Origin of the sequence: Pseudoalteromonas sp. RB2-MNA-CIBAN-0110 (assembly GCF_040309305.1) — a bacterium.
Classification (GTDB): Bacteria; Pseudomonadota; Gammaproteobacteria; order Enterobacterales; family Alteromonadaceae; genus Pseudoalteromonas; species Pseudoalteromonas arctica.
Window position 1 is genome coordinate 21,144 of record NZ_JBEOOQ010000005.1, and the last position, 13,707, is coordinate 34,850.

At 40.4% G+C, this 13,707-nt stretch carries 12 protein-coding genes; 5 read left to right on the plus strand and 7 right to left on the minus strand.

What is annotated here, in order from left to right; translation table 11 throughout:
• Nucleotides 1-35 precede the first annotated feature (35 nt).
• From AAEY68_RS04475 to cydC, 5 genes are read left to right on the plus strand one after another with little or no spacing between them, the layout of a single operon-like run.
• Nucleotides 36-1,619 carry a cytochrome ubiquinol oxidase subunit I gene (locus tag AAEY68_RS04475; RefSeq protein ID WP_007581009.1) on the plus strand — a complete coding sequence of 528 codons (1,584 nt, stop codon included), beginning with the start codon at nt 36-38 and terminating at the stop codon, nt 1,617-1,619.
• Nucleotides 1,616-2,755 (plus strand): cytochrome d ubiquinol oxidase subunit II, encoded by a 1,140-nt coding sequence (gene cydB / locus AAEY68_RS04480; RefSeq protein ID WP_024592782.1) that lies wholly within the window; start codon nt 1,616-1,618, stop codon nt 2,753-2,755. Before AAEY68_RS04475 ends, cydB begins: the two co-directional genes overlap by 4 nt.
• Nucleotides 2,756-2,767: 12 nt before the next feature.
• A complete protein-coding gene (gene cydX / locus AAEY68_RS04485; protein WP_002958303.1) occupies nt 2,768-2,932 on the plus strand; it encodes a cytochrome bd-I oxidase subunit CydX in 165 nt (54 codons plus the stop codon).
• On the plus strand, nt 2,922-4,715 hold the full coding sequence (gene cydD, locus AAEY68_RS04490) for a thiol reductant ABC exporter subunit CydD (protein ID WP_024592781.1): 1,794 nt from the start codon (nt 2,922-2,924) through the stop codon (nt 4,713-4,715). Before cydX ends, cydD begins: the two co-directional genes overlap by 11 nt.
• Nucleotides 4,708-6,453: a thiol reductant ABC exporter subunit CydC gene (cydC, locus tag AAEY68_RS04495; RefSeq protein ID WP_024592780.1), complete on the plus strand. Its 1,746-nt coding sequence runs from the start codon at nt 4,708-4,710 to the stop codon at nt 6,451-6,453. Before cydD ends, cydC begins: the two co-directional genes overlap by 8 nt.
• On the opposite strand, the gene AAEY68_RS04500 is transcribed toward cydC, so the two are convergent.
• From AAEY68_RS04500 to rseP, 7 genes are all read right to left on the minus strand, one after another.
• Nucleotides 6,436-6,828, minus strand: coding sequence for a septal ring lytic transglycosylase RlpA family protein (locus tag AAEY68_RS04500; RefSeq protein WP_010553743.1), 393 nt, complete (start codon nt 6,826-6,828; stop codon nt 6,436-6,438). The genes cydC and AAEY68_RS04500 overlap by 18 nt on opposite strands.
• Before the next feature lie 146 nt (nt 6,829-6,974).
• A complete protein-coding gene (lpxA, locus tag AAEY68_RS04505) occupies nt 6,975-7,745 on the minus strand; it encodes an acyl-ACP--UDP-N-acetylglucosamine O-acyltransferase (protein WP_007580998.1) in 771 nt (256 codons plus the stop codon).
• Between the two features lie 2 nt (nt 7,746-7,747).
• Nucleotides 7,748-8,200 carry a 3-hydroxyacyl-ACP dehydratase FabZ gene (gene fabZ, locus AAEY68_RS04510; protein ID WP_007580997.1) on the minus strand — a complete coding sequence of 151 codons (453 nt, stop codon included), beginning with the start codon at nt 8,198-8,200 and terminating at the stop codon, nt 7,748-7,750.
• Nucleotides 8,201-8,226: 26 nt separating this feature from the next.
• Nucleotides 8,227-9,249 carry a UDP-3-O-(3-hydroxymyristoyl)glucosamine N-acyltransferase gene (lpxD, locus tag AAEY68_RS04515; protein WP_007580995.1) on the minus strand — a complete coding sequence of 341 codons (1,023 nt, stop codon included), beginning with the start codon at nt 9,247-9,249 and terminating at the stop codon, nt 8,227-8,229.
• 7 nt (nt 9,250-9,256) lie between these two features.
• Nucleotides 9,257-9,775: an OmpH/Skp family outer membrane protein gene (locus AAEY68_RS04520; RefSeq protein ID WP_007580993.1), complete on the minus strand. Its 519-nt coding sequence runs from the start codon at nt 9,773-9,775 to the stop codon at nt 9,257-9,259.
• Between the two features lie 11 nt (nt 9,776-9,786).
• Nucleotides 9,787-12,258, minus strand: a complete 2,472-nt coding sequence (gene bamA, locus AAEY68_RS04525; protein ID WP_007580991.1) for an outer membrane protein assembly factor BamA — start codon at nt 12,256-12,258, stop codon at nt 9,787-9,789.
• 96 nt (nt 12,259-12,354) lie between these two features.
• The gene (gene rseP / locus AAEY68_RS04530) at nt 12,355-13,707 is read right to left on the minus strand and encodes a sigma E protease regulator RseP (protein ID WP_010553745.1); all 1,353 of its coding nucleotides are present in this window, start codon (nt 13,705-13,707) and stop codon (nt 12,355-12,357) included.

Below are 13,707 nucleotides of genomic sequence, written 5' to 3' on the forward strand. Positions count from 1 at the left end.
TGCCCTGTTAATCCGTCACTCTCAAGGAGCCAATAATGATAGATGAAACCTTTGTGGATCTATCGCGATTACAGTTTGCTGTTACCGCTCTCTTTCATTTCTTATTCGTACCGTTAACGATAGGTATGACCTGGATTTTAGTTATTATGGAATCGGTTTATGTAATGACCGGTCGCGAAATTTATCGTGATATGACTAAGTTTTGGGGAAAATTGTTTGGTATTAACTTTGCAATTGGTGTGGCCACAGGCCTTACCATGGAGTTTGAGTTTGGTACTAACTGGTCTTATTACTCCCATTACGTAGGTGATGTTTTTGGTGCTCCCCTTGCTATTGAAGGTTTAATGGCATTCTTTTTAGAATCGACCTTTGTAGGTATGTTCTTTTTAGGCTGGGACAGACTCTCTAAACGCCAACATTTAGGTGCAACCTTTTTAATGGCCATTGGTACCAACATGTCGGCGCTGTGGATTTTAATAGCCAACGGCTGGATGCAAAACCCAGTCGGTGCTGAATTTAACTATCAAACCATGCGCATGGAAATGACCAGCTTTGCTGAGCTTGTGTTTAACCCTGTAGCACAAGTTAAGTTTATTCATACCGTATCGGCAGGTTATGTAGCTGCATCTATGTTTGTACTGGGCATAAGCAGTTGGTACATCTTGAAAGGCCGTGATTTAGCGTTTGCTAAACGTTCTTTCTCGGTCGCATCGGGCTTTGGTTTGGCGTCAATTTTATGTGTAATTTTACTCGGTGACGAATCAGGCTACGAAGTAGGTGAAGTTCAAAAAGTAAAACTTGCCACGATTGAAGCTGAATGGCACACAGAAGAAGCTCCGGCTGCGTTTACCGCATTTGGTTTTCCTGATTCAGAAGAGCAAGTAACACATGCTGCGGTTAAAATACCTTACGCACTTGGGTTAATTGCTACGCGCTCACTTGATGAGCAAGTAACGGGTATTAACGACCTAGAAAAACAACACGAAGTACGTATTCGCAACGGTATGATTGCTTATGAATACCTTACAAAACTCAGAAACGGTGAAGATACGCCAGATAATATTGCCAAATTTAATACCCTAAAAGATGATTTAGGTTATGGCTTGCTACTTAAGCGCTACACACCTGATGTTGTAGATGCTACCGAAGAGCACATTCAAAAAGCGGTTAAAGACTCTTTCCCTAAAGTAGGCCCTATGTTTTGGTCATTTAGGATTATGGTTGCCTGTGGTGTAGCCATGTTGGGTGTATTTATATTGGCATTTTACTACAACGCACATCGCGTTATTGAGCAAAAACGCTGGTTGTTATGGGCTGCCGTATTGAGCATTCCACTACCTTGGATAGCTATTGAATTTGGCTGGATAGTTGCTGAGTATGGACGTCAACCTTGGGCTATATCTGAAATACTGCCGACTTTTTTAGCCACGTCGTCATTAACAGTGAACGATATTTTAATTAGCTTAACTGGATTTATTGTTTTCTATACTGGTTTAGCCATTGTTGAAGGTTGGTTGATGATCCGCTTTGTTAAGCAAGGACCAAGCTCGCTACATACTGGTAAATATCATTTTGAATTGCCAAATAAAACTGATCAAACTGAAGGAGAGCAATCATGATTTTTGATTATGAAACATTAAAAATGCTTTGGTGGTTGATCATTGGTGTGCTGCTTATTGGCTTTGCTATTACCGATGGCATGGATATGGGCGTTGCTATGTTGCTTCGCCTCGTTGGTAAAACAGATTCAGAGCGCCGCACAGTAATAAACACAATTGGCCCGCATTGGGATGGTAACCAAGTATGGTTTATAACTGCAGGCGGCGCGTTATTTGCGGCGTGGCCTATGGTTTATGCAGCTGCATTTTCGGGCTTTTACTTTGCCATGATGCTAGTACTCTTTGCTTTGTTTTTTAGACCACTTGGGTTTGATTACCGCAGTAAAGTAGACTCAAAACGCTGGCGCAATAACTGGGATTGGGGCTTGCTTGCAGGCAGCGCAATTCCAGCATTAGTTTTTGGTGTTGCTTTTGGTAACTTATTTTTAGGCGTACCGTTTAATATTGATAATCTAATGCGTGTTAGCTACCAAGGTTCATTTTTTGGTTTACTTAACCCGTTTGGGTTACTTGCTGGTTTAGTCAGTATTACTATGTTAGTTGCTCATGCGGGGATGTGGTTGCAGCTTCGTACAGCTGATGCAGTAGCAGAACGCTCAGGGCAATATGGTCGTTATTCACTGATTGTGTTTATTATACTGTTTGCAGGCGCTGGTTTTTGGGTTGCTAATTTAACGGGTTACCAAATTGTATCTATGCCTGATACACAAAGCCATGCAGATCCATTAGCTAAAGTAGTAACAACAGCCCAAGGCGCGTGGCTTAGCAATTACAGTGAACGCCCATGGACTATGACCTTTCCTATTTTAGCGTTTGTAATGGCACTAAGTGCGCTATTGTTTTCTAAATTGAACAAACCAGCACTTGGACTTATTTCAACAAGCTTAATGTTAATTGGCGTGATTATGACGGCCGGTGTTTCACTGTTCCCATTTATTATGCCATCAAGCAACAATCCAAATATTAGCTTAACAATTTGGGATGCGGTATCGAGCCATAAAACGCTCAATGTAATGTTTGTTGCAGTGTGTATTTTTGTTCCACTTATTTTAACTTACACCACCTGGTGTTATGTAAAAATGTGGCGCAGAGTAACGGTTGAAGAAATTGAAAACAACACTCACGGTAGCTACTAAGGAGACTAAACTATGTGGTATTTCGCTTGGATTTTAGGTGTACTTTTGGCCTGTACCTTAGGTGTAATAAATGTAATGTGGTACGAATTTCATCAAAATAAAAACAGCATTGCTGATGATGAACAAGCCATGCACGATTTATTAAACGATGCTAACAACACAAAAGATGACGACTAACCCCCGACCAGATCGCGCGCAGCAGCAATCACTGCGCGCTTTTTTAAAGCGTCAAAGTAAACCCGCTGCAGTGTGGTTAAAGTTAAGCATTGCACTGGGTACTTTTAACGCATTACTGATGATTGCAGGTGCTTATTTACTTGCGCAAACTATTCACAACGTTATGTTTGAAGGTAATAATTTAGCCCAAGTTACTCATTTATTATGGCCCTTAGCAGGCATTATTTTATTGCGCGCGGTGTTTTTAGCATTAAGCGAACGCTTGAGTGCATATGCTGCACTTAAAATAAAATCGGCTATGCGCCAAACACTTCTAAATAAGCTCAGCTTACTTGGCCCAAGCTATATAGAACAACACGGCCAAGGCGCTACATTAAATACCCTACATAATGGCGTAGAAGCACTCCACGACTATTATGCTAAATACCTACCTGGTGCTGCTTACAGCGCGCTTATTCCGCTGGCAATATTGGTTGTTATTTTTCCGACAGATTATAAAGCTGGGCTGATATTTTTATTAACCGCCCCGCTCATTCCTTTTTTCATGATTTTAGTAGGCTCAAAAGCCGAAGCTTTAAACCAAAAACGCTGGAAGCAACTTGCTGTACTGGGCAATTACTTTTTTGACCGCGTACAAGGTTTAACTCAACTCAAGCTATTTAATGCAACACGTACCGAGCTTAAACAAATAGCTAAAATTTCAGATGATTTTAGACACGCTACACTCGATGTTTTAAAAATCGCGTTTTTATCATCATTTGCACTTGAGTTTTTAGCCACCATTAGCGTGGCATTAGTCGCAGTAATTATTGGTTTTAGACTGTTTTTTGGCACTCTTGATTTTGCTACTGGCTTTGTGGTGCTACTTTTAGCGCCTGAATTTTATTTACCACTGCGCCAGCTAGGTAGCCATTACCATGCACGTTTACAAGGCATTAGTGCCGCTGCCGATATGGTTGCGATTTTAAATGCACCACTGCCAAGTGACGAAAATGCGTCAGTGACTACAAGCTCGCCTGAAAACAATTTAACTTTAAATGCAATTAACTCCTTAAGTATTACCGACCTTAATTTTATATACCCAGATAGTAACGAAGGCATTAAAAATATAAATTTAACACTGCCAAATAAAGGCTTAATTGCAGTTGTGGGCAGTAGTGGCTCAGGTAAAAGTACGTTGTTTGATTGCCTATTAGGGTTTCACCCTGAGGTGATTAACCACCTATCTATTAATGGGCAGAGTTTAAGTACAACCGATATTACTTACCTGCAAAATAACATTGCATGGATACCACAAAAAGCGACGCTGTTTTACGACACCATTGCTGCCAACATTAAATTGGCCAAACCAACTGCCACACAGCAAGAGCTTGAACATGCAGCAAAGCAAGCTGGTGTGCTTGAATTTATAAATACCCTACCCGATGGTTTTAACACACTGATAGGTGAGCAAGGCGAAGGGCTTTCTGGCGGACAAAAGCAACGCATCGCACTCGCACGTGCATTCATAAAACAAGCACCAGTTTTAGTGCTTGATGAGCCTACAGCGCACCTTGATAGCCAAACAGAGCAGCTTATTCAAGATGCTATTAATGAATATGCTAAAAATAACTTAGTATTAGTCATTGCTCATCGATTAAATACCGTTAAACATGCCAGCAATATCATTGTTATGCACGATGGAAAAATAGCTGAGCAAGGACACTTTGAAACACTTGCAGCGCAAAATGGTGCATTTGCTAACTTACTAAAAACGGCTAAACAAGGGGTTGCGCATGCATAATTTTATTCGCTTATTAAAGCTTTGTGCTCCTCATTATAAAGCTATGCTATTGGGTACATTTTTAGCAACGATTACGGTATTAGCTAATGTGGGCTTGTTGGCTATTTCTGGCTGGTTTTTAGCGTCAATGGCGGCTGCAGGTCTTGCGGGCGTGCAAATGAACTACTTTACTCCAGCAGGAACGATTCGGTTTTTAGCAATTGTACGAACTGCATCGCGCTATGGCGAACGCCTAGTTACTCATAACGCCACGTTTTTATTACTAAGTGAAATACGTACCAATGTATTTGCAACGTTAAGTAAGCTTAACAATGTTGATTTAGCAATGAGCCGCAGCGCTGATCTAGTTAACCGATTACAAAACGATGTAGACGCACTCGACAAATTTTATTTAAACGTTTTACTGCCTATGCTAGTCGCTCTTTTAAGTGTGCCAATCATCATGCTGTTTATGTCGGCCTATAATGGCAACGTCGCCCTTATTTGCTTTACTGGCATTATACTTATTGGTGTGGTTATACCTGCCCTACTCAGCGCAAAGCTCAATAAAAACAGCCACAAAGAAACACAACTTAGTGCACAACTTCGCTCTGAGCTTTCAGATACACTCACAGGACTTAGAGAGCTTAGTATTTATCAAGCCCGTTCGCAGCAACTTAATAAGTGCGACGAATTAAGCGAGCAGTACAATCAGCAATTATTTATTCGCCACAAAGCACTGGCAAACTCAGATGGGTTAAGCTTGTTGGTTGTTCAATTAGCGATGCTTGCTAGCATAGTAACCATAGTCCCGCTGGTTTACGCAAGCAGTATGGTAAATGTAGAACTTGCTATGTTAAGTTTATTTGTACTGGCAAGCTTTGAAAGCGTATTGCTACTACCCAATGCTTTTATAGAGCTTCCTAGTGTATTAAAAGCTGCAGAGCGGTTGTTTACACTTGAAGATAAAGCAGCTAGCTCACAAGTTAAAGATACACATGTAGACGTTGATGAAAACTTTAACTCGCAAAACCACACGCTAGCACTTAACAATATTAGCTACCAATATGGTGAGCAAACAGCACTAACTGATATCAGTTTTGAACTAAAGCCCCAGCAAAAAGTAGCAATTGTAGGTAGAAGCGGCAGCGGTAAAACGACGCTTGTAAATTTACTGACTGGTTTATGGCCTTTACAACAAGGCAGCATAACGCTAAATAATCAAAATAGCGTTGTTAACTTACATTCGTTAAATAATGATATACGCGCAAGTGTGATAAATATATTAGCTCAGCAGCACCATATTTTTGATGGAACACTGAGTGAAAATTTACGTTATGCCGCGCCAAATGCAACTAAAGAGCAAATGATTGAAGCGCTCTCATTAGCGCAATTAAGCCCATGGTTTAATGAACTAAAAGAAGGTTTAAAAACACGATTAGGCACTGGCGGGCGTAATGTGTCGCAAGGTCAGTCTAGACGTATAGCTATTGCACAAGCATTACTTAAAAGTCCGGCTATTTTAGTTCTTGATGAACCAACAGAAGGTCTTGATAATCAGTCTAAGCAAGGGGTAATGCAAGCAATAATGCATGTTATGAATAACGCGAGCGTGCTCACAATTACGCACGATCCCGCTCTACTTGCTCAAATGGATAATGTTGTATGGTTGGAAGGCGGTAAAGTAGTCGCACAAGGCTCTCATAAAGAGCTCAGTGGGGCTTATCCTGGTTATGTTGCGCTAACTACCCGGTTTTAAAACCTTTACTGATACATCAATAACGCCGACCTTAGGGTCGGCTATCTTTTTAAACATACTTTTTGATAAATCAATAATACGACCTCGCACATACGGGCCTCTATCGTTAATTCTTACCGTGACTGATTTGTTATTAGCTAGATTAGTAACAACCACCGTAGTACCAAAATCGAATTCTAAATGGGCTGCAGTGGCGGCTTGTTGGCTAAAGCGCTCTCCGTTGGCGGTTGTTCTCCCGTGGTATTTATCAGCATAAAAAGATGCTTTCCCAACTTGAGTGATTTCTCCAGCAGATGATTTAACAATAGGCTGGCTACTACAAGCGGCTAAAACTGAAGTAATAAAAAGAGTGACAACTAACTTAGGTAAACGCATAGGACGGCTTTTATTATATAAATTACCCGCATACTAACTCAATTACCCTGAGTATTAACTGAATTAGCTTAAAGCAGAGCAATAAAAAACCACCTTCGATTTATCATCTAGGGTGGTTTTTTTAATGCTTAAAGCAAAGCCTGTAATTACCTTACGATGCCGCGCTCTGAGTTTTTAACAAAGTCGACCATCAATTTCACAGCAGGATACTTTGCGGCATCTTCACTAAGCGACTCAATAGCTTCTTCAGCACCTAAGCTTTTACGATAAAATGCTTTGTATGCACGGCGTACAGCCATAATTTCATCACTTTCGAAACCACGACGCTTCATGCCTTCTTTATTGATAGCTGCAGGACCTGCAGGCATACCAATGGTAGTAACAAATGGTGGTACATCTTTGTTAACACCTGAATACATACCAATAAAGGCATGTGCACCAATTTTACAAAACTGATGAACACCCGAATTACCACCAAGGATAACCCAATCGCCTACATGTACATGGCCGGCCACACTTGCGTTGTTAGCAAAAATTACGTTATCGCCAATTACCGCGTCATGTGCAACGTGTGTATAAGCCATAAACAAATTATTACTACCAATTTTAGTAACACCTTGGTCTTGAATCGTACCACGGTGAATAGTGGCACATTCACGGATAACGTTGTTATCACCCATGATTAAAGTGGTTGGCTCGTTGTTGTATTTTTTGTCTTGGCAGGCTTCACCCACAGACGCAAATTGAAAAATATGATTGCCAGAGCCAATAGTTGACGGCCCTTTAACAACAACGTGAGACTCAATAATACAGTTATCACCGATAACAACATCATTGCCAATATAACTATACGGACCAACTGAGACATTGTTGCCTAGTTTAGCGCCAGGTTCGATTATTGCTGTAGAATGGATCACTATTAAAACTCTCTTCTCGCACACATAATTTCGGCACTACACACTATTTTGCCGTCGACTCTAGCTTCTGCAGCAAACTTCCAAATGTTGCGACGTTCTTTTAAAAACTCAACATGAAGATGCATTGTATCACCAGGAATTACAGGTTGTTTAAAACGTGCGTTATCAACAGCAGCAAACAAATATAATTCGTTTTCGCTACGGTTTTCTACTGTTTTAAAACCTAATAAACCCGTTGCTTGCGCCATTGATTCTAATATTAGCACACCAGGAAAAATTGGCTGATTTGGAAAGTGCCCAGTAAAAATTGGTTCATTTATAGAAACATTTTTAATAGCATGTAAAGACTTGCCAGGTGTAAAATCAATAACACGATCAATTAATAGCATCGGGTAACGGTGCGGTAATAAACTTAAAATTTCTTGAATATCAAGGCTATTTAATTCGTTTGCCAAAATAGCATCCTTATTAGTGTTCAACGTTATGACTTAGCCAATGCTTCAAGCGCTTTAAGACGAGATTTCATGTCTGAAAGGTTACGCAAGTGAGCTATTGATTTACGCCATTCTTTGTTTGTTGTATGGGGCATACCAGATGAGTAAATACCTGGTTCGGTGATTGATTTTGTCACCATACTCATGCCGGTAATTATAACACCATCACATACAGACATGTGACCATTAATTGCAACCATGCCACCAATTTGACAGTTCTTGCCAATGGTAACGCTTCCTGCAAGTACAGTGCAGCCCGCTATTGCGGTGCCTGAATTAACTTCAACGTTGTGCGCTATTTGGCACTGATTATCGATAATAACATTGCTATGAATGATGGTATTGTCCAGTGCACCACGATCAATTGTCGTACTTGCACCAATTTCAACTTTGTTGCCTATGATCACTGAACCAAGCTGAGGTATCTTAACCCACTGCCCGCGCTCATTTGCATAGCCAAACCCATCACTACCTACAACACTATTTGCTTGAAACAAACAATCTGAACCAATTTCAACATCGTGATAAATAGTCACACTAGGCCAAAGCTTAGTGCCAGAACCTATTTTAACACGTTCCCCGATAAAACTGTTCGGACCAATTTGCGCGTTGTCACCTATCACTGCATGAGCTTCAATGACTGCGTTAGCACCAATAGCGGCGCTATCACTAACAATCGCTGTTGAATGAACAGTTGCACTTGGATGAATACCCGTCGAGGCTGAGCGTGGTGTTGTATCCATAAATTGCGCTAATTTTGCGTAACTTACATACGGATTAGCAACAATAATTTTGCTACCACTAAAATACTCTGCATCGGCTTGGCTTACTATTACAGCACTAGCTTGAGTAGTCTCAAGTTGCGATCGATATTTTGAGTTCGCTAAAAATGCAATATGCCCAGAATGGGCATTTGCAAGTGTCGCTATTTTTTTTATTTCTAAAGCGCCATCACCCTGAAGTTCGGCGCCTAGAAGTTCCGCAATTTGCGAAAGCGTATAATTTTGCATAGAGTGATTATTTCTTACTAACAGCGGCTACAACTTTAGATGAAAGATCAGTCACTTCTTTAGGATTAAAGTAAATAGTAGTGTCTTTTACTTTAACTTCGTCGAAGTCGCCGTCTTTAGCAATCTCTTCAATTGTTTTGATGATTACACCTTGAACTTTAGCAAGCTCTTGGTTTTGACGCGCTTTAATTTCTTGCTCTAAAGGGCGACCTTGTTCAGCAAGATTTTTTTGCATGCCTTGAATTTTTTCACGCAGAGTATCTTTTTGAGCTTGGCTCATCGTTGTACTTTCACGTTTAAATTTTTCAGCTTCAAAACGAATATCGCCTTGTAACTTTTCAAGCTCTTGACGACGTTCAGCAAACTCAGTTTGTAAAGACTGTTCAATTTTAGCCATTTGAGGAATTTGCTTGTAGATTTCCTGCATATCAACAATACCTACTTTGTGTGCAAATGCATTCACAGAAGTACCCATCATTAACGTTGCTAAAACTGCTACAGCTGTTGATTTAAATAATTTTTTCACAAAAAACTCCTTTAGAAAGTGTTACTAATGTTAAAGCTGATGGTTTTCGTATCGTCATCTTCTTCTTTTTGCAATGGATACGCAAAACTGATCAGCATTGGACCCATTGGAGAGATCCATTGTAATGAAAGACCGGTTGAAACCCTAAAACGCATTGGGTCTGAATAGTCATCTAATTTAGCACGTTCATCAACGCCTAAGTTTTGATAGCGGTCTACGTTAAACTCAGTATCCCATACGTTTGCAGCATCAACAAAGAAGCTAGTACGTACAGAGCTGGTATTTTCTTCATCTAAGAATGGTGTAGGAACAATTAGCTCCATACCTGCCACTGCTTTAGCATTACCACCAATACGACCTTGTGGCACTAGAATATCAAATTCTGATGCACCACCAATGCTACCGGTTGTAGTACCGTCTGCACCTGGCGTACCCGGAATAGACTGCGGTATACGCGACACAGCACGTGGTAATATTGTATTACGGTCAAAGCCACGTAGTTCCATTTCCGTTATACGGAAGTACTCTTGGAATGGAAGTGTTTGCTCATACCCGTTTGTAGAACCATAACCATTACCATAACCAAGTGCTGCACGCGTTGAGAATACCCAACGGTGGTCATTTGATATAGGCCAGTAAAAACGCGAATCGTAATTCAGTTTAAAGTACTGAAGATCTGAGTTAGGCGTTGTTGCTGTTAAGTTTAGAGTTTGACGCGAACCCGCTGTTGGGAATAAACCACGGTTAACGGTGATACGCGACCAGCCAACACTCAGCTCATACTTAGTAAAGTCAAAGCCTGCATCTGGGTTATCTGGATCTAAGAATGTTTCACGAAGTACACGCGTTTGCTCGTACTCTGCAATATCCGAAAGCTCTTCTTTAATCCAACGGGCGCCAAAGTTAACACGATTTACAGCATCAATTGGAAAACCAATATTTGTGCCTAAACCATAACTTTTCGATTTATATTCAACAAGACTGAATTTACTTGCATCGTAGTTTCTGTAAAAGATGCTACTGCCTTGCGATACACCATCTGGCGTAAAGTATGGGTCTGTGTACGATAAGCTTAAGCTTTCAGAACCTGTAGACGTATTAAGGTTTAAACCAATTTGGTTACCTGTGCCTAAAAAGTTAGATTCTGTTACACCAATATTAAACTGCAGACCTAAGTAAGAACCATAAGCAAGACCAGCATTAAAGCTACCTGCAGATTGCTCTTTTACAGTGAAGTCTACATCTACTTGGTCATCCACACCGGGTACAGGCACTACATTAAAATCAACAGTTTCCATGTAAGGTAGGCGTTGAATTTGCAGTTTTGAACGCTCAAGGTTTTGATTAGATAACCATGCGCCTTCAAGTTGTGTCATTTCACGACGAAGTACTTCATCTGCCGTATTTTGGTTACCGCCAACAATAATACGACGAACGTATACACGCTTACCTGGATTAACCGATAGTGTTAATTGTACTTCTTGCTTTTCGTCGTCAATTTCTGGAATTGTACGCACTTCAGCATTAGCGTAACCAAAACGTGCTAAGTAGCTTTTAATAAACTCTTCAGATGAAGTAACTACAGAACCGTTATAAAGCTCACCCGCTCTAAGTGGGATAACACTTTTAATTAAGTCTTCACGGCCAAGCAAGTCACCAATAAAGTCAAAACCTTTAACTTTATATTTTACGCCTTCAGTTAAGTTAGCTGTAACGTAAACTGATTCACGTTCAGGGCTCACTGAAACTTGCGTTGAGTCGATATTAAAACGCAGGTAACCACGGTCTAAATAATAACTGCGAATTTTTTCTAAATCGCCTTCAATGGTTTGCTTTTGGTAACGGTCGCTACCCATAAACTGCCACCAAGGTAAATCTTGCTGCGATTCAGCAAGTTTAAGAAGCTCTTCATTAGAAAAAAGTTCATTACCCACTAAGTTAATTTGGCGGATAGAAGCAGCATCACCTTCATCAAACTCTAACTTAAGTTTAACGCGGTTACGTGGCAGCTTAGTAATACTGATGTCTACTTTAGCGTTGTATTTACCAATGCTGTGGAAAAACTCAACTAAGCCTTTTTCGATACTATCGATAACGGTTTTATCAAGTGGTTCACCTTGGCGAATATCTTGCTGATCAAGAGACTCATTAAGCTGCTCGTCTTTAATGTCTTTATTGCCTTCAAACTCAATAAAGCTGATGGTAGGACGTTCCGTTACTTTAAAAATAACGTTGTTGCCATCACGAAGTGCTTTTATGTTATCAAAGTGCCCAGAACGATAAAGTGACTTTATTGTTTTTGAAATCGTATAGTCATCAACATTATCGCCTACGTTAATAGGAATATGTGTTAGCGCTGCACCAAGTGCTACGCGCTGCAAACCTTCAACTTTCAGGTCTTCAACAATAAAGGAGTTTTGGCCTAGGGCTGCAAAACTTGCACCCAATAAACTTGTTATTGCCAAATGTTTTTTTATAGCCATTTTATTATCTTTATCCTTTACAACTGTATTACCGCATAACACCTTACTAGTGGTGCTTTACAATCGTGTTCTAATTAGTAATTTGCCACGCTGTAACTACAAACGCGATACATCATTGAACAAAGCGAAACATGTTAGAAAAATGAGCAACAAGGCACCCACTTTAAAACCAAACTCTTGTGTCTTTTCAGAGACCGGCTTTTTACGAAAAAGTTCAATTATGTAATACATTAAGTGTCCGCCATCAAGCACTGGTAAGGGTAATAAATTAAATACACCCAAGTTAACGCTTATTAAGGCTAAAAAGCTTAAAAAGGCCACTAACCCATAGCTTACGCTAGTTCCAGCGCCTACTGCAATGCCCACAGGACCACTTAAATTTTTAACCGAAACCTGGCCTGTAATTAAATTACCAATCATGTCAAAACTGAGTGTAATTAAGCGCCACGTTTCTTTTGTGCCTCGCACAATACTATCGAGCGGGCCGTAATGCCTTGTCTCTACATAGCCATCAGGCCATTGCTGTACAACAGGAGCAACACCTAAAAAGCCTTGCTCAATACCGTTATTATCAATGCGCCCTTTAGGGGTAACTGTAATGGCTTGTATAGTATCTTGTCTTTTTACACTAAATTGTAAAGATTTGTTAGCTGATTGCGTAATAAGATTAACTAATTGCTGCCAATTGCTTATTGTTTCACCGTTTACAGCCAAAATTGTGTCGTTAACTTGTAAATTAGCGTGTTCTGCGGCTGAGTCTTTAGTTACGGCGGCAATTGTTAAAGTTGCTTGAGGTCTAAATGGCACAATACCTAACGAACTTAATGGTGGTACGTCTCGCTGGTCAAGCTTCCAACCCTCTAAATTAAGCGTTTTAACGCGTGGTTGAAGGTTTTTATCACGAACAATAACTTCAACGCTTTCTTCGCCTAAGTTAGACATAAGCGCAAACGTGGCATCTTGCCATGTCGTTATGTCATCATCACCAATTTTTATAATATGTTGAGAAGGCATAATGCCCGCCTGCTCTGCGCGACTGCCTTCGGTTATGCTGCCAACAACTGGCTTAACCGATTGCACTCCTACCATATACATCACCGCAAGAGCAAAAATGGCAAACAGAAAGTTAGCCATTGGTCCCGCAGCAACAATAGCAATACGCGCTTGTACAGATTTAGAGTTAAACGACAAGTGTCGTTGATTTGCTGGTACGTCATCAACTCGCTCATCAAGCATTTTTACATATCCGCCTAATGGAATAGCGGCAATCACGTATTCGGTATTATATTTGTCATGCCATTTTAACAGTGGCTTACCAAAACCAATTGAAAAACGCAGCACTTTGACGCCCATTTTTCGTGCAACCCAAAAATGGCCATATTCATGTATGGCCACTAAAATACCAAGCGCTAAAATAAATGAGCCAAGATTCCAAAAAAAATCAAACAT